This window comes from Solidesulfovibrio sp. C21 (genome assembly GCF_047785625.1).
GTDB lineage: Bacteria > Desulfobacterota > Desulfovibrionia > Desulfovibrionales > Desulfovibrionaceae > Solidesulfovibrio.
This window is the reverse complement of sequence record NZ_JBLODY010000008.1, coordinates 14,016-36,226: the sequence shown is the minus strand read 5'-3', so window position 1 is coordinate 36,226 and position 22,211 is coordinate 14,016. Positions and strand designations below refer to the sequence as shown.

18 protein-coding genes are annotated in these 22,211 nt (G+C 65.6%); 10 read left to right on the top strand and 8 right to left on the bottom strand.

Annotated elements, in window-relative coordinates; genetic code table 11:
* Window positions 1–80: 80 nt before the first annotated feature.
* Entirely contained in the window at window positions 81–752 is a 672-nt protein-coding gene (locus tag ACMZ6R_RS04445; RefSeq protein ID WP_416109676.1) for a type 1 glutamine amidotransferase domain-containing protein, read from the top strand.
* Window positions 753–759: 7 nt separating this feature from the next.
* On the opposite strand, the gene ACMZ6R_RS04440 is transcribed toward ACMZ6R_RS04445, so the two are convergent.
* The 6 genes from ACMZ6R_RS04440 to ACMZ6R_RS04415 form a co-directional block, all read right to left on the bottom strand.
* On the bottom strand, window positions 760–3,927 hold the full coding sequence (locus ACMZ6R_RS04440; RefSeq protein ID WP_416109675.1) for an efflux RND transporter permease subunit: 3,168 nt from the start codon (window positions 3,925–3,927) through the stop codon (window positions 760–762).
* Window positions 3,928–3,939: 12 nt separating this feature from the next.
* Complete coding sequence (locus ACMZ6R_RS04435; RefSeq protein ID WP_416109674.1) at window positions 3,940–5,133, bottom strand: efflux RND transporter periplasmic adaptor subunit; 1,194 nt, start codon at window positions 5,131–5,133, stop codon at window positions 3,940–3,942.
* Between the two features lie 38 nt (window positions 5,134–5,171).
* On the bottom strand, window positions 5,172–6,773 hold the full coding sequence (locus ACMZ6R_RS04430; RefSeq protein ID WP_416109673.1) for an efflux transporter outer membrane subunit: 1,602 nt from the start codon (window positions 6,771–6,773) through the stop codon (window positions 5,172–5,174).
* Between the two features lie 480 nt (window positions 6,774–7,253).
* The gene (locus tag ACMZ6R_RS04425; RefSeq protein WP_416109672.1) at window positions 7,254–7,427 is read right to left on the bottom strand and encodes a hypothetical protein; all 174 of its coding nucleotides are present in this window, start codon (window positions 7,425–7,427) and stop codon (window positions 7,254–7,256) included.
* A 184-nt stretch (window positions 7,428–7,611) separates the two neighbouring features.
* Window positions 7,612–7,935 carry an AzlD domain-containing protein gene (locus tag ACMZ6R_RS04420; RefSeq protein ID WP_416109671.1) on the bottom strand — a complete coding sequence of 108 codons (324 nt, stop codon included), beginning with the start codon at window positions 7,933–7,935 and terminating at the stop codon, window positions 7,612–7,614.
* Window positions 7,920–8,630, bottom strand: a complete 711-nt coding sequence (locus tag ACMZ6R_RS04415) for an AzlC family ABC transporter permease (protein ID WP_416109670.1) — start codon at window positions 8,628–8,630, stop codon at window positions 7,920–7,922. Before ACMZ6R_RS04415 ends, ACMZ6R_RS04420 begins: the two co-directional genes overlap by 16 nt.
* Window positions 8,631–8,665: 35 nt before the next feature.
* Between ACMZ6R_RS04415 and ACMZ6R_RS04410 the strand changes: the two genes are divergently transcribed.
* From ACMZ6R_RS04410 to ACMZ6R_RS04395, 4 genes are all read left to right on the top strand, one after another.
* Complete coding sequence (locus ACMZ6R_RS04410; protein ID WP_416109669.1) at window positions 8,666–9,490, top strand: alpha/beta hydrolase; 825 nt, start codon at window positions 8,666–8,668, stop codon at window positions 9,488–9,490.
* 93 nt (window positions 9,491–9,583) lie between these two features.
* Complete coding sequence (modD, locus tag ACMZ6R_RS04405; protein ID WP_416109668.1) at window positions 9,584–10,435, top strand: ModD protein; 852 nt, start codon at window positions 9,584–9,586, stop codon at window positions 10,433–10,435.
* 172 nt (window positions 10,436–10,607) lie between these two features.
* Complete coding sequence (locus tag ACMZ6R_RS04400) at window positions 10,608–11,945, top strand: DUF1835 domain-containing protein (protein ID WP_416109667.1); 1,338 nt, start codon at window positions 10,608–10,610, stop codon at window positions 11,943–11,945.
* Between the two features lie 90 nt (window positions 11,946–12,035).
* A complete protein-coding gene (locus ACMZ6R_RS04395) occupies window positions 12,036–13,238 on the top strand; it encodes an amidohydrolase family protein (protein WP_416109666.1) in 1,203 nt (400 codons plus the stop codon).
* On the opposite strand, the gene hflX is transcribed toward ACMZ6R_RS04395, so the two are convergent.
* Both hflX and ACMZ6R_RS04385 read right to left on the bottom strand, forming a co-directional pair.
* Entirely contained in the window at window positions 13,233–14,888 is a 1,656-nt protein-coding gene (gene hflX, locus ACMZ6R_RS04390; protein ID WP_416109742.1) for a GTPase HflX, read from the bottom strand. The genes ACMZ6R_RS04395 and hflX overlap by 6 nt on opposite strands.
* A 489-nt stretch (window positions 14,889–15,377) precedes the next feature.
* Window positions 15,378–15,965 carry a hypothetical protein gene (locus ACMZ6R_RS04385; RefSeq protein WP_416109665.1) on the bottom strand — a complete coding sequence of 196 codons (588 nt, stop codon included), beginning with the start codon at window positions 15,963–15,965 and terminating at the stop codon, window positions 15,378–15,380.
* A gap of 168 nt (window positions 15,966–16,133) precedes the next feature.
* Here ACMZ6R_RS04385 and ACMZ6R_RS04380 point away from each other — a divergent pair, with 168 nt between their 5' ends.
* The 5 genes from ACMZ6R_RS04380 to ACMZ6R_RS04360 all read left to right on the top strand — a co-directional run bounded on the left by ACMZ6R_RS04380 (window position 16,134) and on the right by ACMZ6R_RS04360 (window position 22,178).
* Complete coding sequence (locus ACMZ6R_RS04380) at window positions 16,134–17,285, top strand: PP2C family protein-serine/threonine phosphatase (RefSeq protein WP_416109664.1); 1,152 nt, start codon at window positions 16,134–16,136, stop codon at window positions 17,283–17,285.
* Between the two features lie 5 nt (window positions 17,286–17,290).
* Window positions 17,291–18,070, top strand: a complete 780-nt coding sequence (locus ACMZ6R_RS04375) for an ATP-binding protein (protein WP_416109741.1) — start codon at window positions 17,291–17,293, stop codon at window positions 18,068–18,070.
* A 122-nt stretch (window positions 18,071–18,192) separates the two neighbouring features.
* Window positions 18,193–19,353: an Hpt domain-containing protein gene (locus tag ACMZ6R_RS04370; RefSeq protein ID WP_416109663.1), complete on the top strand. Its 1,161-nt coding sequence runs from the start codon at window positions 18,193–18,195 to the stop codon at window positions 19,351–19,353.
* Window positions 19,354–19,391: 38 nt separating this feature from the next.
* On the top strand, window positions 19,392–21,485 hold the full coding sequence (locus tag ACMZ6R_RS04365) for a chemotaxis protein CheA (RefSeq protein WP_416109662.1): 2,094 nt from the start codon (window positions 19,392–19,394) through the stop codon (window positions 21,483–21,485).
* A gap of 243 nt (window positions 21,486–21,728) precedes the next feature.
* Window positions 21,729–22,178, top strand: a complete 450-nt coding sequence (locus tag ACMZ6R_RS04360) for a Fur family transcriptional regulator (RefSeq protein ID WP_416109661.1) — start codon at window positions 21,729–21,731, stop codon at window positions 22,176–22,178.
* Window positions 22,179–22,211: the final 33 nt, after the last annotated feature.

The window sequence follows — 22,211 nt, the reverse complement described above, 5'->3', positions numbered from 1 at the left end:
AGAGCGCGAGAGGGGAGAACCCTTTGCAAAAGGGTTTCCCCTCTCGCATCTTCCTCTCCCGCATCCTTAGGAGATTTGTCATGGTCAAGCGTATCCTGTTCGTGCTCTCCGGCCATGCCGCCATGGGCGGCGGCAAGCCCGCCGGCTGTTATTTTCCGGAGCTGGTGCATCCCTATTATGTCATGGTCGAACGGGGCATCGAGCTGGATTTCACCACCCCGGGGCCGGACGGCCCGGTGCTGGCCCAGACCGACTTCAACGACCCGGCCCAGATACGGCTTCTCATGGACCGGCAGGCCATGGACCGCATCCTGGCCGCGCCCCGGCCGGACACGGTGGACGCCGCCAAATACGACGCCATCTTTTATACCGGCGGCCATGGCGGGCTCTACGATTTTCCCGACGATCCGTCCCTGATCGCCATCGCCGAAAACATCTGGTCCCGGGGCGGCGTTGTCTCGGGCATGTGCCACGGCCCGGCCGGGTTGCTCAATCTCAAGGACTCTTCGGGCGACTTCCTGATCAAGGGTCGCAAGGTGACGGGTTTTTCCCGGGCCGAGGAGGTGACCTTCGGCGTGCTCATGGACATCCCCTATGTCCTCGAGGACAGCCTTGTCTCCCGGGGGGCGCGCTATTGCTGCTACGGCGTCAATCAGGGGTTCGTGGTCCGCGACGGCCGGCTCATCACCGGCCAGAACTGGTATTCCTCCCAGCTCGTGGCCGAGGCCGTGGCCGACGCGCTGGAGGCCTGACGCCGCGTCAGCGTGTTCCGGGCTCCTTGGGCGTGTCCTGGTCCGCCCCTTGCGCGACCTTGGGCTTGTCCACGCCGAGCACCCGTTCCGCGAAGCCCTGCACCAGCACGTAAAAGACCGGCACGACCAGCACGGCCAGGATGGTGGAGGCGAGCATGCCGCCGAAGACCGCCGTGCCCACGGCCCGCTGGCTGGCCGCGCCGGCTCCCGAGGCGGTCAGCAGCGGCACCACGCCGAGGATGAAGGCGAACGAGGTCATGATGATGGGGCGAAAGCGCAATCGCGCCGCTTCCACCGCCGCCTGGGCGATGTCCATGCCCCGGGCGCGCCGTTCACGGGCGAATTCCACGATCAGGATGGCGTTTTTGCTGGCCAGGGCGATGAGGAGCACCACGCCGATTTGCGTGTAGACGTTGTTGTCCATGTGCCGGATCATCAGCGCCACCATGGTGCCGAGCAGGGCCAGCGGCACGACCAGGATGACGGCCGTCGGCGTGCACCAGCTTTCGTACTGGGCCGCCAGGACCAGGTAGACCAGCACCACGGCCAGGGCGAAGATCAGGTAGGCCTGGTTGCCGACTTTTTTCTCCTGGTACGACATGTTGGTCCACTCGGTGGCCATGGACGTGGGCAGGTTGGCCTTGGCCATCTGCTCCATGAGGGTGAGCGCCTGGCCGGAGCTGAAGCCCGTGGCGGCGGAACCGTAGACCGAGGCCGCGGTGTAGAGGTTGTAGCGGGTCAGCACCGTGGGCCCCAGGATGTCCTTGATGGTGGTGACCGCCGATAGGGGCATCATCTCGCCCTTGTTGTTGCGGACCTCGAGCTGCATCACGTCCTCGGCCTTGAGCCGGAAACGCGGCTCGGCCTGGGCCCGGACCTGATAGACCCGGCCGAATTTGTTGAAGTCGTTGATGTAGGTCGAGCCCATGTAGGTCGACAGGGTGCTGAAGAGGTTATTGAACGTCACGCCCTTGTACTGGACCTGGGTGCGGTCGATGTCGGCGTAAATCTGGGGCGTCGACGCGTTGTAGGTGACGTTGAGCGGGGTGAGCCCGGTCTGGGTGCGCCCGACGCCGATCAGCCCGTAACAGGCGTTTTGCAGGGCCACGGGCCCGAGGTTGCCCCGGTCCTCCACCATCATCTGGAAGCCGCCGGCCTGCCCAAGGCCCTGGATGGCCGGCGGGATCATGACGAAGGCCACGGCGTCCTGGAGCGTGGCCAGCCGCGCCTGGAGGTAGCGGACGATGGTGGTCTGGTCCACGCCCTTGGGCCGTTTGTCCCAGTCGGTGTAGGTGACGAAGACGGCGGCCATGTTGGGCTGGTTCAGGGAATCGAGGATGGACATGCCGCCGAAGGTGATCCAGTCGGCCACGCCGGGCGCGTCCTTCAGGAATCCGTCGATCTGCTTGATGACCGCGGCCGTGCGCGAAAGCGACGCCGCCGGCGGCAGCTGGACGCTCACGATGGCGTAGCCCTGGTCCTCTTCCGGCAAAAAGCCGGTGGGCAGGGAGGAGAAGCCGATAAACGTCACCGCGATGAGGACGACGTAGCCGATCATGGCCGTCTTGGCGTGGTGGACCATGAAGCCGACGATGGCGGCGTAGACGTTTTCACAGCGCTGGTAGACGGCGTTGAATCCCCGGAAGAAGGCGTTGGGCTCCTTGGTGTGCGGCTTCATCCACAGGGCGCACTGGGTGGGCTTGAGGGTCGCGGCGTTGAGCGCGCTGATGACGGCCGTCGCGGCGATGACCAGCGAGAACTGGCGGTAGAGCTGGCCGGTGATGCCGGGCATGAACGAGGCCGGCAAAAAGACCGAGATCAGCACCAGGGTGATGCCGATGATCGGGCCGAAGAGCTCCTTCATGGTGAGAATCGCCGCGTCGTGGGGGGTGCTCCCCTGTTCGATATGGTGGGCCGTGCCTTCCACGATGATGATGGCGTCGTCCACCACGATGCCGATGGCCAGGATGATGCCGAAAAGGGTCACCAGGTTGACGGAGAATCCCAGCATGGCCATGGCGATGAACGCGCCGAGGATGGTGACCGGCACGGTGGTGGCCGGCACGAGCATGGCCTTGAAATCCTGGAGAAAGAGCATGATGACCAGAAGCACCAGGATGCCGGCCTCGATAAGGGTCTTGTAGACGTCGTGGATGGACTGCTTGACGAAGCGCGTGGTGTCGAAAGGAATGTTGTAGACGAGCCCGGGCGGGAAATCCGCCGCGATTTTCTTCATGGTCGACTTGATGAGGTCGGCCGTCTGCAGGGCGTTGGCCCCGGGCAGCAGGTAGATGGCGATGATGCTGGCCGGCTTGCCGTCCTTTTCGGCGAACAGGTCGTAGGTCTTGCTGCCGAGCTCCACCCGGGCCACGTCTTTTAAGCGCAGGACCTGCCCGGTCTGGTTGAAGTCGGTCTTGAGGATGATGTTTCCGAACTGTTCGGCGTCCTCCAGGCGGCCCTGGGTCTGGATCATGTACTGGAAGTGCATGTCCTTGGGGGCGGGCTGCTGGCCGATCTGGCCGGCGGCTACCTGGACGTTCTGCTGGGAGACGGCGTTGACCACGTCCTGGGCCGTGAGCCCGTAGGTCTTGACCTTGTCCGGGTCGAGCCAGATGCGCATGCCGTATTCGTCGCTGCCGTTGACCGTGACCGAGCCCACGCCGGGGATGCGCGAGAGTTCGTCGCGCACGCGCAGGTAGCCGTAGTTGGACAGGAACAGGCTGTCGTAGGTGTTGTCCGGCGACTCCAGGGTGACGCACATCAGGATGGCCGTGGACTTCTTCTGCACCGTGACGCCCTGGGCCTGCACCTGCTGGGGCAGGCGGGCCAGGGCCTGATTGACGCGGTTCTGGACGAGCACGGTGGCCATGTCCACGTCGGTGCCCACCTCGAAGGTCACGGTCAGGGTGTAGGAGCCGTCCGAGGCGCTGTTGGAGCTCATGTAGAGCATGTTTTCCACGCCGTTGACCTGCTGCTCGATGGGCGCGGCCACGGAATCGATGATCACCTGCGGACTGGCGCCGGGAAAGCTGGTCGTGACCTGGACCGTCGACGGCGTGATGTTCGGGTACTGGGCCACGGGCAGCCCGAGCAGCGTGACCACGCCGAGCAGCATGATCAGCACGGCGAGCACGTTGGCCAGGACCGGCCGTTCGATGAAGAATTTGGAGAACATGGCGCGCGGCCCTTATTTTTTGGCCCCGGCGGGCGGCGTCTTGGCCGCGTCGGGCGCGGCCTGGGGCGATTTGGGCGCGTCCGGCATCGGCTCGGCCTTGCCGCCCGCCCGGACCCGTTGCAGGTCGCTGACGATGACCCGCTCGTTGCCGGTCAGGCCCTTTTCCACCACGAGCATGTCGTTTACGGAAAAGCCGATGGTCACGGGCCGTTGTTCGACCACGTTCTTGTCGTTTAAGAGCAGGACGAACCGGCCGAGCTGGTCCTGGCCGACGGCTGTATCCGGCACGAGCAGAGCCTCGCGTTCCTGAAGCGGAATGCGCACCCGGGCGAAAAGGCCCGGGGCGATCTTGCCGTTGGGATTGGGCAGCTCGCCGCGCAGCAAAATGGTGCCGGTCTTGGGGTCGATGCCGAGGCCATAGTAGTCCATCGCGCCTTTGTAGGGATAGTCGGTCGAGCCGCTGAAACCCATTTCCAGGGGAATGTTGACGTGGCTGCCCGGCGCGACCTTCTCGTTGCGGCTGGCTTGCAAGCGCAGCATGTCGCGTTCGCCCATGGTGAAGTAGACGTACATGGGGTCGTAGCTGATGATGGTGGCGAGCAGGGTCTTTTCCCCGCCGCCGACCAGGTTGCCCACGTCCACATCGCGCCGGCTGACCCGGCCGTTAAAGGGCGCCGTGACCCGGGTGTAGGAGAGGTTTATCTCGGCCAGCTCGATTTGCGCCTTGGCGTTTTCCACGCCGGCCTTATACTGCTCGCGCTGGGCGTCCCATTTGACCACGTCCGTGTCCGGGCCGGCCTTTTCGCGCAGCAGGTTTTTGGCCCGCACGTACTCGATTTCGGCCTGATGGAGTCCGGCCAGCTGGCTTTGCAGCCCGGCCTTGGCCTCCAGGACCTTGGCTTCGTAGGGCTCGGGCTGGATGACGAACAGCAGTTGCCCTTTTTTGACGAAGGCGCCGTCCGTATAGGCCTGCTTGACCAGGAAGCCCTCGATGCGGGCGCGCAGATCGACGGAATTGACGGCCTGGGTGTTGCCGGTGAACTGCAAGTATTCCGTAACCTTTCGGCGCTCGGGCGGGGCCACCTTGACCTTGGGCGGGGGCGGCGCCACGTATTCGTTGCCGCCCTTGCAGCTGGCAAGGGAAAAAAGCGTGGCCACGACAGCGACCAGGGCGACCAGGGCCGGAACGATTCGTTTGTGGTGCATGGGCATGGGCAGTCCACCGCGGTGATGGTTAGGATTCACTACATGTCCGGCGCATACCAGAGCATGTTGCGCTTTTTCGGGTCTGTGATCTTGGCCGGATCTTCCCGTATCTGCCGGCCCCACCAGGTGCGCTTTTCCATCTCGTGGCGCACGGCCTCGGGCACGTAGGGCAGGCCTTGGCGCACCTGCCAGCCGCCGCCAAGGGCCCGGTAGAGGCTGACCAGGGAGAGCACGACCTGCCCCTGCATCTGCACGAGGTCATCCTGCTGCTTGAGCAGCTGCTGCTGGGCCACCAGCACGGTGGTGTAGTCGGTCTTGCCTTCGCTGTACTGGATAAAGGCCAGCTCGGCCGAGCGCTTGGCCGCATCGGCCGCCTTGGCCAGGGACACCACCTGGGCGCTGGCGCCGATGTAGGCGGCCAGGGCGTCCTCCACCTCGCGCAGGGCGGTCAGCACGGTCTGCCGGTACTGGATGAGCAGGGCCTGGAACTTGGCGTCCTGCACCCGCACATTGTCGATGATGCGGCCGTAGTTGAAAAGATTCCAGCCGAACTGGGGCGAGAACTGGGCCGTGAAGCCGTTGTTGGAAAGCAGGTCGGACAGCTTGAACACGCCGATGTTGCTGGCCAGGAAACCGATGCTGCCGGTCAGCGAAAACGAGGGGAACAGATCGGCCTTGGCCACGCCGATCTGGGCGCATTGGGCCATGGCCGCGTACTCGGCCGCGCGCACGTCCGGACGCCGGCGCAGCAGGTCGGCCGGCACGCCCACGGCGATTTCCCAGGGCGGGGCGGGGATGCCCTTGGAGTCGCCGAGGCCCTCCGGGGCCTTGTCCGGGGGCAGGCCGAGCAGCACGGACAGGGCGTGCCGGTTTTTCTTGATGGCGCTTTGAAACCCGGGGATGGTGGCTTCTGTCGAGAGCAGCATGGTTTTGGCCTGCTGCACGTCGCGTTCGCTGGTGGCCCCGTAGCGAAAGCGGGCCTCGGCGATCTTGAGGCCTTCCGTTTCCAGGACCACGTTTTCCCGGGCGATTTGCAGCTGCGCCTGATTGACGCGCAAATCCAGGTAGGTCCGGGCCACGTCGCCGGCCAGGCTCACCAGGGCATTGTCGTAATCGGCGGCGGAGGCGCGCATGGCGGCGTCGGCCGATTCGATGCCACGGCGGTACTTGCCCCAGAAGTCCAGCTCCCAGGCGGCGCTTAAGGCCACGGTGTTCTGCCAGATCTGGTCGGGCGAGGTGGACTTGGATTCGGTGCTCGGCTGGGGCCAGCTGGGGCCGAGGTGGCTTTCCCGGGAGTAGGCGTAGCTGCCGGAGGCGGCCTGGGATTGCGGATAGAGTTCGCCCACGGCGATGCCGAGTTGGGCCCGGCCCTGGATGACCCGCAGCCCGGCCACGCGCAGGGGCAGGTTCTGGTCGAAGGCGGTCCGGACGAGTTTGGACAGCTCCGGGTCGCCGAAGACGTCCCACCATTCCTTTTGCACGGCAAGCCCCTGTTTGACGGCGGCGTCACCCTCGGTCCAGGTGTCGTAGACCGTTGCGTCGGGGCGCTTGAAGTCGGGGCCGAGCTTCATGCAGCCGCAAAGGCAGAGCGCCAGGAAAAATGCCGCGCACAGCCAGAGCCTGGTGAGGGTTACGTACATCGATGCAGGACCTATGGCCTCGAAGGCAGGGTTGTCTGGAATGTCCCGGTGTCGCCGAACAGATGCCGTCTCGCCACTCCCCGAGCAACCCGTTTTCCGGGGAGGACAAAAAACGGTCACGGTCTGAGGGTATATTTCGATAACAACGTATATGTGTTATCGTCAAGACGGGGTATGGAAAATTCAGGTCTTTCGATGAAGTATCGCCGAGGTGTCCGCCGTGAAGCGTCCCGGGCCATTTTATCCGCGACCAGGCGGGGCCGTGGCTGCTTTCCCTGTGCCCCTGTCGACCGGCCTGTTACTATGTTGCCGACGGACGCTGCCTTGCCGCACCGCTGCCTGCCGGCGGGCTACCTCCCGCGCGGGCCGGCGTTATTTTCCTTGTATGCGCCGCATTGGGCCACGCCGTCCGGGATATGCGGCGATCCGACGACATGTTCCGATGCAGCGACATCGCCCGCGAGCCGCGTTGCAGCGGCTTCATGATAGGTCTCGCTCCATGCGCAGCGCGATGGTTGCACGGAGCAGGGCCTCCAGGCCGAGTTCGGCCCTGTCGAGGCGGACGCAATGGGCCGCTTCGGGAAGCATAACGGTCCGCAGCCGGTTGGTGCGCAGGGCGGTCATGCCCACGACCACGCACAAGGAGCGCCACAATGCAGGTTCGAGACCAACGACCCGATGACCTGCCGGCCGGGGCTGGTCCCTGCTCGAGCGTCCCCAGGGCCCGGGCCGTTTCGTCAGGGCCCCCTATCCCTACGACGGCAGGGCCGTGATCTGGATCATGGACCCCGCCGGGCTTGACGCGGACGGCAACCTGCCCCGCATATCCCCCCCCTTCCTAAAATAATCTCCCCACCGCGACGATGGCCATGCCGAGGGCCACCGGTCCGAAGAAACCGCGCGTTTTGATGGCCAGGGCCAGGGCGGCCAGTCCCGCCCACAGAGTCAGGTTTTCCAGGCCCAGTTGGAGGTGGTTTTCCTGGAGGAAGAGGGCCGGCGCGGCGAGCGCCGCCAGCACCGCCGCCGGCACGTGGGAGAGAAAACGGATGACCGGGGCCGGCAGCGTGCGCCCGGAGAGGACGAGCAGCGGCGCGCAGCGTGTGGCGTAGGTCACCGCCGCCATGGCGCAGATGATGCAGAAGATGCCTATTTGTCCGTCCATGCCGCCACCGCCGTGCCGCAAGCCGCGCCGGCGAGTCCTGCCGCGAGTGTTCCGAATCCCGAAGCCCCGTGAAGGGCTGCCACAAGCGAAAATCCCGCCCCGGCCAGGGCCGCCGCCACATGGGAAAGCCCCTTGAGCTGGCCGGCCAGAAGCGCCACGAACATCCCGGGCAGCGCGAAGTCCAGGGCGAAGGCCCGGCCGTCGCCAAGCGCGTCGCCGACGATCACGCCGAGCGCCGTGCCGAGGACCCAGGCGGACTGGGCCAGCACGTTGATGGCCAGGGTGCGTTTCTTGTCCGTATCGCCCCGGCCGAAGCGCGCCGCGTGCAGGGCGAAGCTTTCGTCGGTCAGCTCGAAGGAAAAAGCGGCCAGCTCCCGCTTGCGCCAGCCGGATAAAAGCGGGGCCATGGCCGCCGAAAAGAGTACGTGGCGCAAATTGACGGCCAGGGTGGTGATGACGATGGAAAGTCCCGAGGCCCCGGCCGCGAAAAGTCCTACCGCCACGAGCTGGGCCGAGCCGGCGTAGACCAGAAGCGACATGGCCAGGACGTTTATCGCGTCAAGTCCGGCCTTGCCGGCGAGCACCCCATAGGCCATACCAACCGGAATGTATCCCAGGGCGATGGGCAGGGTCTGGCCCACGGCCGCGCGCCACACCGTCTCGGGGGCACCGGCATGTTCTCCGCTATACGACATACAATCCTCTTTTCGGGAGAGAAACGTCACACGCCATGAAAGTTGTCGCCTTCGTTCTTACGGCCCTGGGCCTGGCCTACTGCGGTTACCTCGTCTCCATGTATATCGCCCAGGACGGCATGGTCTTTCCCGGCCGGGCGGCCGATGCGGCCCGGGAACAGGAACTCGGCCGCTACTACGCCGGGTTGCAGCCTTTCGACGTCACGGCCGCCGACGGTACGAAGCTGACGGGTTATTATCTGCCTCGTACGCGGGACGGCCAACCGGCTCCGGCTGTGCTGTATTTTTGCGGCAACGCCGAGCAGCAGTCCGGATTTTTCCTGTGGTCTCCAAACGAGTTGCAGCCCTACGGCGTGGCCGGCGTGGACTACCGGGGCTACGGCCATTCGGCCGGGAAATCAACGGAAAAGGCTCTCAAGTCCGACGCCCTGGCCGTGTACGATGCCCTGGCCAAAAAGCTTGGCGACAATCCCCGGATCCTGGTCATGGGCCGAAGCCTGGGCACGGCCCTGGCCGCCTGGGTGGCGGCGCGGCGTCCGGTGGCCGGGGTGATCCTGGTCACGCCCTTCGATTCGTTGGTGTCCGTGGGCCAGCAGTCCCACCCCTTCGCGCCGGTGCGGCTGCTCATGAAATACCCGTTCAACGTGCTGCCGGACGCGGCCAAGGTGCGCGCTCCCACGCTTTTCCTCGTGGCCGGAGAGGACACCTTTGTTCCGCCCGTCCATGCCGAACGTCTGGCCGCGGCCTGGAAAGGCCCCAAGGAGGTACGCGTCATCGACGGCGCGACCCACGGCAACATCGTGGATACCCCGGAATATTGGGCGAACGTGCGCGATTTCGTCAAGGAACGCTTGCACTAGGAAAGGGCGCGGGGCCCCTTACGCCCCTGCGTCCCGTGGCCCTGTCGGCCGTATTCCCGCCCGGACCAAACCGCATACGAAGGAGGACACAACATGGCGCTGCCGGTATCCGACCAATTGCTCGAACGATTGATGGAAGAGGATGTCCCTTACGGCGACCTGACGACGAAGATACTCGGCATCGGGCACAAGCCGGGAAAAATCGTTTTTTCGACGCGGGAGCCCACGGTGCTGTGCGCCACCGAAGAGGCCGCCGGGATATTGCAGAAATTCGGAGCCGAAATACGGCTGGCCAAGCCGAGCGGGGAATATCTCCCGGAAGGCGTCGTCTTTCTCGAAGCGCAGGGCACCGCCGCCGCGCTGCACGCGGGCTGGCGTCTGGCTTTAAACCTCCTCGAATACGTGTCGGGCATCGCCACGCGCACCCGAAGAATCGTCGACATCGCGAAGAAGATCAATCCGGACATCTCGATCGCCCCGACCCGCAAGTCCTTTCCGGGGACGAAAAAACTGGCGATCAAGGCGGTGGAATGCGCCGGCGCGCGCCCGCACCGCCTGGGGTTGTCCGAGTCCATTTTGATTTTCAAGCACCACATGGCCTTCCTGGGCGGTCTGGAAAGCCTGTGCGCGGACATCAAGCGGCTTCGGGTCGAAGCGCCGAGCATGAAGCTGGCCATCGAGGTCGAGGACGAAGCCGGGGCGGTGTCCGCGGCAAATGCCGGCTTCGACATCATCCAGGTCGACAAGATGACCAGCGCCGGCCTCATCGAACTGATCGGCAAGGTGCGCGCCATAAATCCGGCGATACTGATCGCCGCCGCCGGAGGCGTCAACGAGGCCAACACCGCGGAATACGCCGCGACCGGAGCGGACATTCTTGTGCTCTCGTCGGTCTTTTTCGGCAAGACCAGCGACATAGGAGCCCGCATCGTTCCTCTGCCGTGAGGGGGGCCGCGACTTGACGGTCAAGGTTCGCTCCTGGTAGCGGATGATCCGCTTTGTCGGAGCATCCATGTCCGCGGAAAGGGCTGCGCCCACGACATACTGATCGTATCCCCGATCCGTCCCTCCCTTTTTTGTCTGCAGCGGGCACAGACAACGAAAAAGGGAGTCCTCCATGCCGCAATCGCTCGACCGGACCCGAAAGGCTTTTCAACTCAATCTCGAACAACAGCGCAAACGCGCCAAGGACCTTTGCCGGGCGGTAAAAAGTGGCGACCCCGCTGCCCTTGCCCGCATTGCAAAGTGCCTGGCCGGCGCGGGCAAAGCGCCTCTCGCCGCCGTGCAAGCGTTCAAGCTTGCGGACGCCCAGCGGGTGATCGCCCGCGAACTCGGGCTCGGCGGTTGGCCGCAGCTCAAAGAGCACCTCGCCGCCATGGCAAGGGAACGGGCGGCCATGGGCATACGCGACGCGCCCGACCACGGTCCCAAAACGCTGCATATCCGCTGCGGCGGCGACATTGCCGAAGGGCTCCGCCAGGCCGGTTTCACCGGGGATTACCTGGAGTACGCCAATCCCTTTTGCCAGGGCCCGGTGACCGGGGAGCCCGACGACCCGGAGCGGCTTCTCGAGCGGGCCCGTTTTTTGGCGCAAAGCTACGGGGACCATCTCGGCATTGACCTGTCCCAATGCGCGGCGCGCCTCAGGCGTGAGGAGGACCGGCTCACCGCCGCCCCCCGCGACTACGAACGCGTCGTGTTGTGGTTCGAGCACGACAGCTTCGACCAGCTCATTTTGATCCGCTGCCTTTCCTTGTTCGCGGCGCATCGACCGCCTCTTTTGGATCTGGTTTCGGTAAACCGGTTTCCCGGATCGCGCCGCTTCCTCGGTCTCGGCCAATTGCCGCCGGAAGGGCTACGGCTTTTATGGGCGGGTCGGAACCCCGTATCGGCGCAACAAACAGCTCTCGGCCGCAAAGCCTGGAAAGCCCTGCAATCGCCCGATCCGACAGGGCTCGCCGCTCTCGCGGGCGAGGGCTCCGGCGTCCTGCCCGATCTTTCCCCGGCCCTGCGCCGTCATTTGCGGGAACTGCCCTCGGTCAAAAACGGCCTCGGCCTGACCGAAGAGCTCGTTCTCGCCGGTCTCGCCCAGGGCAGCCAAACCATAGGGGACCTCTTCCATGGCCTTCTGACGGATCGCGAGCCTCTGCCCTGGCTTGGGGACATCATGTTTGCGCATATCGTCGAAGCAATGGGAAAGGCGCTTAAGCCGCCGTACGCCATTTCGCCGGAAACGGCGTCGGAGCCCTGGCAGCGCCGTCTCCTGACGATCACCCCGATCGGATCGCAGGTGCTTTCGGGCGAAAGGGACTGGTTGACGCTCATGCCGCCAGAGCGATGGGTCGGCGGGGTCCGCATCACGCCCGGGGCGGACGCCTGGCGGTGGGACGAGGGCAAGCATTGGCCGGTCTTCGTCCGGCAGCCCACGGCAGCCTCCCCCCGGCTTCATTTGTAACATGCGCGGGCTTGCCAAAGCGCCGGGTTCATGTACCTCCTGGTATAGGAAAGACGAATCGCCGTTTTCCCTTTAGCCCGGAGGTCCGCCATGCGCGTTGACGACCATGCCCATGTCTTCACCTTCAAGACGTTTCTGACCCGTGCGGCCGAAGCCGATCTCAAAGTCCGCCTCATGGCCTGGCACCTGTCCGAGGCGGCAGCCAATGATGCGATCAAGCTGGCCAAGGCGGTGCTGTTCGGCGATGCCGCCGAGGCCCGTCTGGCCGTGTTCGCGGCGACGTGGGGTCTTGCCGGCAATCCCGTCCTGGAATTTTTGCGCCGGGGCTGTCTGCCGGATATCGACGACGTGACGGATGCGCTCATGGCCGATACGACGGCAGCGGCGGGGGAGGACGACGCCCTGGCCGTGCTGCTCATGATGGACGTGGTGGACGGCGACTCCACGCCGGAGGAACTGGCCCTCTACGAAACCCAGTTCACGGAAACGGTCGCCCAGGCCGAGCGCTACCCCGGCCGGGCGTTGCCCTTTGTGATGATCAATCCCCTGCGCGGCAACGCCGCCCTGGACTACCTGCGGCGCGGCCTCGACGAGGGGCGCTGCGTCGGGGTCAAGCTCTACCCGTCCCTCGGCTACACCGTCACCGACCCGATGATCCCGAAGATCCTGCGCGCCTGCCAGGACGCCGCCGCGCCGATCATCATGCACTGCAACGACGCCGGGTTTTGCGGCCCGGGCTACGACTGCACCTATTGCTCGCCCATGGCCTGGCAGGACGTGATCGCGGACTACGACGTGCGCTTCGATTTCGCCCACTTCGGCGACCACACCGAAGGCAAAGCGGCCAGCGACACCCATCCGTCCTGGCGCGATTTCATCACCACGCTCATGGATCGATTCCCCGGCCGGGTCTACGCCGACGTGTCCTACCAGTCCGGTCCACTTGGCACGCCGGAGGAGCAGGAAGCCTATGTCGCCTGGCTCAAAGGCCAGTTGGCCGACGAGACGCGGGGCAGGCACATCCTGTTCGGCACTGACAGCTTTCTCATTTTTCTGGCGACGACAGCCAGGCACTATTGGGATTTCTTCAAGACCGCCCTGGGCGACGATTTTGGGCGCATCGCCGTGGAAAATCCGGCCCGGTTCCTGGGCCTGCCGACGGCGGGGACGGCCCCGGACCCGAATACGGCCCTCGGCCGGCATGTGGCTTATCTGCAGGAGCGCAAAAACGCCCCGGACAGCCGCTTCGGCCAGGGGGCGGCCCCGGCCGGCTGGTTGGCCGGCCTGCTATGAGGCTTCGACCGGGGCGTCGCAGGAGGAGGGCAGGGGGCCGGAATCGCGCACGCCCGGCCCCGGGCGTACTTTGGACAGGATGGCGTCGGTCAGGTAGCCGAGCCCTTCGCGGCTGCGGGCCGATACCGTGATGGCCTCGGGGAAGGCGTTTTTGAGCGTCGTCTTGAGGTCGTTCGGCACGGCGTCCCATTTGTTGAGCACGAAAATCCGGGGGATGTCGGCAAGGTCCATCTCGCGCAGGATTTCGGCCACGGCCGTGGCCTGGTTTTCCACCTCCGGGTGGGAGGCGTCGGCCACGGCCACGAGCAGGTCCGCCGCTTCCAGCTCTTCCAGGGTGGCCCGGAAGGCTTCCTTGAGCTCCTTGGGCAGTTCGCGGATGAACCCCACCGTGTCGGTCAGGATGATCTCGCGGTCGCAGGGAAAGCGCAGCCGCCGGCTGGTCGGGTCCAGTGTGGCGAAAAGCCGGTTCTCGGCCAGCACGGCGCTGCCGGTCAGCGTATTTAAAAGCGTGGACTTGCCGGCGTTGGTGTAGCCGACGAGGGACACGATCGGCAGCCCCGCCCTGGCCCGGCCGGCCCGGGCCGCGGCCCGGCGCTTGCGCAGGTTTTTGAGCTCGTCCTTGATGCGGCCGATGCGTTCGCGGATGCGCCGCCGGTCCACCTCGAGCTTGGTTTCGCCCGGGCCCCGGCCGCCGATGCCGCCCATAAGCCGCGACATGGCCCTGTCCTGGCGCACCAGGCGCGGTTGCAGGTATTTGAGCTGGGCCATCTCCACTTGGAGCTTGCCCGAACGCGTGGCCGCGTGCTGGGCGAAAATGTCCAGGATCAGCTGGGTGCGGTCGATGACCCGCAGCTGGGTCACCTCGGTGAGGTTGCGGATCTGGGACGGGGACAGCTCGCCGTCGAAGACGAGCAGCGAAGCGCCGCAGCGAAGCGCCGCCACCTCGATCTCGGCCAGCTTGCCCTTGCCCAGGATGAATTTCGGATTGACCGTCGCCACCCGCTGCACCACGGTCTCGGCCACGTCCAGGCCGGCCGTGTCGGCCAGGGCGGCCAGCTCGTCAAGCGAGGCTTCCTGGACGGGGCGCGGGCTGCTGGCGACGCTGACCAGCACCGCCTTCTCCCGTCCGGACGGAGCCGTGCCCGGGGCGGCGAGCTTTCCGCCCTCGCGGGCCAGTTCCTCTTCCAGGGCCGTGGCCAGGGCGTTGAAATCCTCCTCCACCTTGTCGAAGGGCAGGGGCGGCAGGATGTCGTAGGGCGCGTCCCCGGCTCCGGGCGGCAGCAGATGGGCGATGTGGAGCTTCACCGGCTGGGCGAGCTGGTTGACGGTCAGGGCGGCCACGCTGTCCAGGCGCAGGAAGAGCATGTCCGTCAGGTCCTCTTCGGTGAGGCCTTCGTCCGTCAGATGCACATGGAGCAGGCGCAGGCCGCGCAGGCGTCCGGCGCCGAGGCGGGCGCGGTCGAGTTCCGGGATGAGGATGCCCTTGGGCGTGCCGACCAGGATCAGCGCCGGCCGGCCCTTGCGGTCGAGGAGCAGTCCCACCTGCCGGCCGATGCCATAGGCGATGGCGGCCAGCTCCCGGGCCTGGTCCGGGGTGTAGCCGCCGACGGACGGGTAGCGGCGGGTGCCCAGGCGCTCCAGCGCCCGCATCTGGCTGGGCTTGAGGCCGACGGTGTTGCCTTGGACCTTGGCGGCGATGATGATCCCCTTTGGAAAAATGTTGGTTGGCCGGCGGTGGCGGTTGGTTGGTTGGCCGGTTGGTTGGTTGGCCGGCGGGGGTGATGGCCGTTTTCGATTCTTTGCAGCCACCAGCGTCCCCACCCGACCCATGCGCGGGAGCGATGGCGTCACTCGGCGCGTCCCAGGTGACCTTCGGGGGCATCCGCCCCTTGTGCGGGAGCGATTTCCAGCCGGGCGGGCGCTGTGCCCGGACAGGCATAACCCTAGTATTTCGTCCTCAAAGAAAGCGCGTCCATCGTTGGAGGACAACGCATTTGAAATCTCTTTTCCTTTAAAATACGTCAGTATTTGAAGGGATGCCCCCGGGTGAAAGTTTTTGAAGGGGGTCCAGGGGGAAACTTTTTCCAAAAAGTTTCCCCCTGGCCGCCGGAGGCAGCTTCTCTTCTCTTCTCTTTATTCTTAAACAATAGTCGCGTTGCCGTCGCGCAGCTTGCCGACCAGAAAGCCGATGGCGATGCCGAGGATACAGCTGCCGATGCAGCTGATGCCGAAGATGGACACCAGGTCGTTGACGTTGCCGATGATCTTGCGACCGAACAGGATGTGGAAAAATCCGTAGCAGATCCAGATGATCATACCGCCGTGGAAGCCGAAAAAGAGCCCGTCCATCATGCGGTCGTGCACTTCCACGGATTCGATGTATTTGTAGCAGATGATCTGGGCCACCACGCCGAAGAGGGTGATGGAGCCGAACGAGGCCAGCAGCTGGATGACCATGACCACGATGGTGGCGTGCCAGGGGTCGCCTTTGCGGATCGAGACGATGACGCCCGGCATGAGGCTGATGAGCCAGAGGATCGGAACACCGATCTCCTGGTAGCGTTTTTTTATGTATTCCGACATATTGGCAATAAAATGTCCCATGCTTGGTCCCATGCCCGTCCGGCCCCGGCGTAGCTGGTGCAGGACCGGGGTGATCCGAGTTGCCGACACGGCCTCGTTGTGGCGCGTCGAACCGTTTTGAAAAAGCAACACGTTTTTCCGCATGCGTCTCCGAAACCCCGTCCAGCGGGGCCGCATATGGAAAAATTACGTCCGCCCGCGTTGTCAAGCGCTTCGGAAAACGTCATACTGACAGCCTGTGCCGAATGCAACGCGTTTCCCGAACCCCGGCGTGCCGCGACCTCCGGCCGCCCGGCAACCCCGGCCGACAGCATGGAATATCCCACCACAGGCCGCGAGGGCGACAAATCCCGCCCGCCGCGTATCCTCATCGTCGACGACGAGGCCATAAACCTCGAGACGTTGGCCTGGATACTGCGCGAGGCCGGCTTCGAGCCGCTTCGGGCCGACAGTGGCCCAAAAGGCCGGGAGATGGCCAGCCGGGAACAGCCCGACCTCATCATCCTCGACATCATGATGCCCGGCGAATCGGGCTTCGAAACGTGCGGCAAGCTCACCGCCGATCCGGTCACCGCCGACATTCCCATTATTTTCATCTCGGGCCTTAACGACGTGGACAACAAGGTCAAGGGCCTGCGCATGGGGGCCGTGGACTACGTGCCCAAGCCCTTTGCCCGGGAAGAGGTCCTGGCCCGGGTGAAGGTCCACATCCGGCTGCGCCAGGGCATGCGGGCCCTGCTCGCCCAGCAGGCGGCCAAGCTGGCCCAGATCCGCGACGCCCAGCAGGCCATCCTGGTGGCCCCGGACGACCTGCCCGAGGCCCGATTCGCCGTGCGCTACGTGCCGGCGCTGGAGGCGGGCGGCGACTTCTACGACGTGTTTCCCTGGACGGCCACGGTCATGGGGTATTTCGTGGCCGACATCGCGGGGCATGACCTCGGCGCGTCGTTCGTCACCTCGTCGCTCAAGGTCCTGTTGCGCCAGAACACGGGGCCGCTGTTCACCCCGGTGGAGACGCTCAAAAACATCAACAGCGTGCTGGCCTCGCTGCTGCGCGACGGCAAGCATCTCACCGCCGCCCTGGTCTGCCTCAACCGCGTCCGCGGGAAGCTCACCCTGGTAAACGGCGGCCATCCGCCCCCCATCCTGGTCCCAGCCGGTGGGAGCCCCGCCAGCCTGCTGGCTGCCGACGGCGATGTGCTCGGGGCCTTCGCCACCGTGCAGTTCGGCCGGATCGAGCGGCGGGTCGCGGCCGGGGACCGGATCTATCTTTACACCGACGGTCTGATCGAACGGTTCGGCCCGGAGGCCAAGGCGCGCGAGCAGGGTCTGGCCGATCTCCTGGCCGCTTGCGTCGCCGTTGCCGGCCAGCCCCTCGAAGCGGCCGTGGACACGGTGATGCGGGGCATCCTGGACGCCGGCCGGCCGGCCGACGACATGGTTTTCATGGGGATCGAGGTGTGACGGCCATGTTTGAGATGGAGTCTTTCCCCGGCGGCATGCGCATCCGCTTTGCGGCCACCTTGCCCCTGCTCGACCGGGCCGTGGCCGAGACGGTGCGGTTCGTGGCCGGGCAAAACGCCAGCGGGAGCCTTTTCGACGTCAAGCTGCTGTTGCGCGAAGCGCTTTTAAACGCCGTGGTCCACGGAAACCGAAGCGACCCCATGCTCCAGGTGGACCTCGAGGCCCGGGCCTGCGAAGGGCGGCTGACCCTTGTCGTCGCCGACCAGGGGCCGGGCTTCGACTGGCGCGCGGGGCTGGCCAGCATGGCCCCGCCCGAGGCCACCAGCGGCCGGGGACTCACCATCCTCACCCTCTACGCCGACGACGTGCGCTACAACGCCGCCGGCAATGCCGTAACACTGACCAAGGCCGTACCCGGTCTGCACGGTCCGGCCGTTCCCCCGGAAGAGGGGGGCAACATCCAGCGGAGCATCACTATGGACGACATTCGCATCGAGGACGGCAAGGCTGTCCTCTCCCCGGCGGGAGACATCGTCGCCTCCGTGGCCGACGCGCTTCGAGCCAGACTCAAGGAGGTCCTGCAGGAAAATCCCGGCGGCCTCGTCATCGACCTGGCCAAGGTGGAACTGATCGATTCCGTGGGCATCGGCCTTCTTATCGCCGTGCACAACACGCTCGGCAAAAAAGGCGGCCGGCTGGTCCTTCGCAACGTCAACCCCGATCTGGCGGCGCTTTTGCGCACCATGCGGCTGGACAAGCATTTTCAAATCGAAGCCCCCTCGTGACGCGTCCTTGAAGACGCGGGCGGTATTATGCGATGATGCCAATCATATCTCTCTGCACCTTTTCCGAATAACAGGGATTTCCGGACGTCGAGGACACGACCCCAGCCGGAAGCGAGGCAGCCGTGGACGCAGTGGACGACGAAATCATGGCCATGTTCGTGGAGGATACCCGCGAACACCTGGCCGACATCGAATTGGCGCTCATGGACATGGAGCGCGGCGGGGCGGACATCGACGAGGAGCTCGTCAACAAGGTTTTCCGGGCGGCCCATTCCATCAAGGGCGGAGCGAGCTTTTTAAACCTCAACAACACCCGCGACCTTGCCCACAAGCTGGAAAACATCCTGCACATGGTGCGTAGCCGCGAAATGGTGCCCGACACCAGGGTGATAAACCGCCTGTTGGCCGGCTTCGACCGGCTGCTCGGACTGGTGGAGAACGCCGCCGGGAGCGACGCCGAGGACATCTCCGACATGCTCGCCGACCTGTCCGGGCTTACGACCGAGCACCTGCCCTCCGAGGCCCGGGCCGAGGCCGCCGCCGCCATCCCCATCGCCCTGCCCGGGGGCACGGTCGTTTTTACCGAGGACCAGCTCAGCCTGCGCCAGGCCACGGCCGGCGGCAAGAACCTGTACCTCGTGGAGTACGACCTCATCCACGACGTCCAGGCCCGGGGCAAGACGCCGCTTGACATCATCACCACCATGGAGTCGAGCGGGCTGATCGTCGACTGCCGCATGGAGCTGGCCGCCGTGGGCGACCTGGACGCCCCGCCGGTCAACCGTATCCCCTTTTACGTGCTTTTCGCCTCCATCGTCGAACCCGACATCGTGGGGTATCTCTTCGCCCTGGGGGCCGACCGCATCCATCCCCTGGACGTGGCCGCGCTGGCCGAGGCCGCCGCCGCAGCCGCTGCGGGCGGCGATGCGGAAGCGGTCCACGAGACCTTCGGGCCCTGGGAACTTACGGTGCAGGGCGCCGTGGCCACGCTTTCGCTCCCGGCCGGAGCCCTGGCCGAGGCCGGGACCGCCAGGGAGGCGCTTGTCGCCGCGCTGGCCCGGGGCGCGGGAACGTCCCTTGTGTTGCACGATCCCGGGGAGATCGACCTGGCTTTTCTCCAGGTCCTGGTCGCGGCCGGCAAGAGTTTCGCCGCCCGGGACCTGCCGCTGGCCCATGACGCCGCGCCGCCCAGGGCCCTTGCCGCAACGGCCGCCCGGGCCGGCCTGACGCCGGCGTCCCTGGCCGAGGCCGGAGTGCCCGGAAAGCTTTTTTTCGCGTCCTGACGGGTCGCGCCAACGTCCGCCACGGAGGACAGACACGGATGGTAGGCAACGACGAGATGCGCGCCCTTTTCGCCGAGGAAGTGCAGGAAAACCTGGCCGAACTCGACGGGGCCCTGCTGGAGTTGGAAAAGACCCCCGGGGACAAGGACCTTGTCGACCGGATATTCCGGGCCGTGCACACGCTCAAGGGCGCCTGCGACATGTTCGGCATCTCCGGCGTGGTCGCCCTGGCCCACGATCTGGAGTCGCTTTTTTCCCAGGTGCGCGAGGGCTGGCGGCGGGTGGGCAAGGACCTGCTCGACGTGGCGTTTCTGGCCAAGGACCGGTTCACGTCCATGCTCGGCGGCGAGGACGGCCCGGTCGGCGGCGAGGACCCGGAGCTTGCCGCCCGGCTCAAGGCGCTGTTGCGCTCGGTGGATATGCCGGGCGACGCCCCGGCGGCGGTCCAGGTCCCGGACGCCGCGCCGGTCGAACCGGAGGCGGTCGTGACGCAAAAACGATCCTGGCGCATCCGCGTTGCCCCGTCCGACCCCGGCCATCTGGCCAAGGCCGATCCCCTGGCCCTGCTCGATACCCTGCGGGCCATGGGCGAGGCCTCGGTGCGCTGCGACCTGACGGGGGTGCCCGATCTCGAGGCGCTGGCGCCGGATGATTGCACCTTGCGTTTCGAAGTGATCCTGACGGCGGACACCGGCACCGTGCCGGACGCCGAGGCCCTGCGCGACACGTTTTTTTATCTGGAGAACCCCGCCGACGTGGTGATTACGCCCTGCGAGCCATCCGAGGCGGCCGCATCGTCGGAGGTCCTGGAATGGCCCGATATCCCGGCCCCCGAGCCCGAGGCCCCGCCTGTGGCGGAAGTCGCGCCGCCGGCCGTTTCCCCGGCCGGGCCGGCCCCGCAGCCGGGCAGGCCTTCCCCTGCCGTCCCCGCCGACAAGCCCGAGGGCAGGCACCAGCCGGCCGCGAAAAAGGAAGTCATGCAGAGCCTTCGCGTGGACGCGGCCAAGCTCGACGACCTGGTCAATCTGGTCGGCGAACTGGTCATCGCCCAGGCGCGGCTCACCCAGCTGGCCTCGGGGCTGGCCCAGCCGGCGCTGACCAGCGTGGCCGAGGAAATCGAGCGGCTGTCCAACGAGTTGCGCGACAACACGCTCGGCATCCGCATGCTGCCCATCGGCACCACCTTCAGCCGTTTCCGCCGGCTGGTGCGCGACCTGTCCGCGGAAATGCACAAATCCATCGAGCTGGTCACCGAAGGCGGCGAAACGGAGCTCGACAAGACCGTCATCGAGCAACTCAACGATCCCCTGGTGCATCTTTTGCGCAACAGCATCGACCACGGCATCGAGCCGCCCGGGGAACGGCTGGCCGAGGGCAAGTCCGAAACCGGGTCCATCGTGCTTGCGGCCGAGCACGCCGGGGGCGAGGTGGTGCTGTCGATCATCGACGACGGCCGGGGCATGGACCCGGCCCGCATACGGGCCAAGGCCGAGGAAAAGGGGCTCGTGTCCCCGGAGGCGCGCCTGACCGAGGCGGAGATCTACAACCTCGTCTTTCTGCCCGGTTTCTCCACGGCGGAAAAGATCACCAACGTCTCGGGCCGGGGCGTAGGCATGGACGTGGTCAAGCGCAGCATGGACGCGCTGCGGGGCAAGATCGACATCCACAGCGAGCTCGGCAAGGGCTCGCGCATCACCATCAAGCTGCCGCTGACCCTGGCCATCATCGACGGGTTGCAGATCAAGGCCGGCGAGGACCAGTACATCATCCCGCTGTCGCTGGTGGAGGAGTGCGTGGAGCTGCCGCGCGAAAACGCGGAAGCCGCCGGACGCGGCCGCACCATCCATCTGCGCGGCGAGATCGTGCCCTACATCCGGCTGCGCGAGGCCTTCGAACTGGCCGGCGACGCCCCGGCCATCGAACAGGTCGTGGTCACCCGCTTCGAGGGCGAACGGACCGGCATCGCCGTGGACGAGGTCATGGGCCAGCAGCAGACGGTCATCAAAAGCCTCGGCAACTACATCGGGTCGGTGGCCGGCATTTCCGGGGCCACCATAAACGGCGACGGCACCATGTCCCTGATCCTCGACGTGCCGACGCTTGTGGCCACGGTCAAACGCGCCGTCGCGTAGGAGGCGAAGAGGGTGCGAGAGGGGAACACTTTTTGAAAAAAGTGTTCCCCTCTCGCGCTCTCCCCTCCCCAAAACTTTTAACGGTAACAGCTTGTTATTGTTAAAATTATTTGGAAAGGGGGTCAGGGGGGGACCTTTCGAAAGACAAGGTTTCCCCCGGTTGTCCCCGGCCCTTCCCTGCCCCGCATTGACCCGAAGGCGTCGGGCGGCTATGTTCGTGTATCTTTTACCCAGAGCCCAGGCATGATCAAAGACCCCTACGCCAAATTCGCGGACTTCATCGCCCGCCAGAAGCTTAAAATGACGCCCCAGCGGCGCAGGATTCTCGAAGTCTTTCTGTCCGAGGAGGGCCACGTGACCTCCGAGGAGCTCTACCAGAAGGTCAAGCGGGAATACGACGGTATCGGCCAGGCCACGGTCTACCGTACGCTCAAGCTTCTGGCCGATTCGGGACTGGCCAAGGCCGTGGAATTCGGCGACGGGGCCATGCGTTATGAGATCCTGTACGGCCAGAGCCACCACGACCATCTCATCTGCGAGTCCTGCGGCATCAACGTGGAGGTGGTGGACCCGGCCATCGAGCGCCTCCAGGAAGAAGTCGCCCGCCGGCACGGCTTCAAGCTCACCGGCCACAAGCTCTACCTCTACGGCATCTGCCCGGACTGCCAGAAGAAGGCCGCCGGGAACGGCTAGCGGTCAATGCGAGAGGGGAACCCTTTTTGAAAA

Excerpts from the sequence above, each read along its gene's own strand:
- ACMZ6R_RS04445 (WP_416109676.1), top strand. The coding sequence starts at position 81 with ATGGTCAAGCGTATCCTGTTCGTGCTCTCCGGCCATGCCGCCATGGGC.
- ACMZ6R_RS04415 (WP_416109670.1), bottom strand. The coding sequence starts at position 8,630 with ATGTCGTATAGCGGAGAACATGCCGGTGCCCCCGAGACGGTGTGGCGC.
- ACMZ6R_RS04420 (WP_416109671.1), bottom strand. The coding sequence starts at position 7,935 with ATGGACGGACAAATAGGCATCTTCTGCATCATCTGCGCCATGGCGGCG.
- hflX (WP_416109742.1), bottom strand. The coding sequence starts at position 14,888 with ATGCGGGCGCTGGAGCGCCTGGGCACCCGCCGCTACCCGTCCGTCGGC.
- modD (WP_416109668.1), top strand. The coding sequence starts at position 9,584 with ATGGCGCTGCCGGTATCCGACCAATTGCTCGAACGATTGATGGAAGAG.
- ACMZ6R_RS04435 (WP_416109674.1), bottom strand. The coding sequence starts at position 5,133 with ATGCACCACAAACGAATCGTTCCGGCCCTGGTCGCCCTGGTCGCTGTC.
- ACMZ6R_RS04385 (WP_416109665.1), bottom strand. The coding sequence starts at position 15,965 with ATGCGGAAAAACGTGTTGCTTTTTCAAAACGGTTCGACGCGCCACAAC.
- ACMZ6R_RS04395 (WP_416109666.1), top strand. The coding sequence starts at position 12,036 with ATGCGCGTTGACGACCATGCCCATGTCTTCACCTTCAAGACGTTTCTG.
- ACMZ6R_RS04380 (WP_416109664.1), top strand. The coding sequence starts at position 16,134 with ATGGAATATCCCACCACAGGCCGCGAGGGCGACAAATCCCGCCCGCCG.
- ACMZ6R_RS04440 (WP_416109675.1), bottom strand. The coding sequence starts at position 3,927 with ATGTTCTCCAAATTCTTCATCGAACGGCCGGTCCTGGCCAACGTGCTC.
- ACMZ6R_RS04400 (WP_416109667.1), top strand. The coding sequence starts at position 10,608 with ATGCCGCAATCGCTCGACCGGACCCGAAAGGCTTTTCAACTCAATCTC.
- ACMZ6R_RS04365 (WP_416109662.1), top strand. The coding sequence starts at position 19,392 with ATGGTAGGCAACGACGAGATGCGCGCCCTTTTCGCCGAGGAAGTGCAG.
- ACMZ6R_RS04410 (WP_416109669.1), top strand. The coding sequence starts at position 8,666 with ATGAAAGTTGTCGCCTTCGTTCTTACGGCCCTGGGCCTGGCCTACTGC.
- ACMZ6R_RS04430 (WP_416109673.1), bottom strand. The coding sequence starts at position 6,773 with ATGTACGTAACCCTCACCAGGCTCTGGCTGTGCGCGGCATTTTTCCTG.
- ACMZ6R_RS04375 (WP_416109741.1), top strand. The coding sequence starts at position 17,291 with ATGTTTGAGATGGAGTCTTTCCCCGGCGGCATGCGCATCCGCTTTGCG.
- ACMZ6R_RS04360 (WP_416109661.1), top strand. The coding sequence starts at position 21,729 with ATGATCAAAGACCCCTACGCCAAATTCGCGGACTTCATCGCCCGCCAG.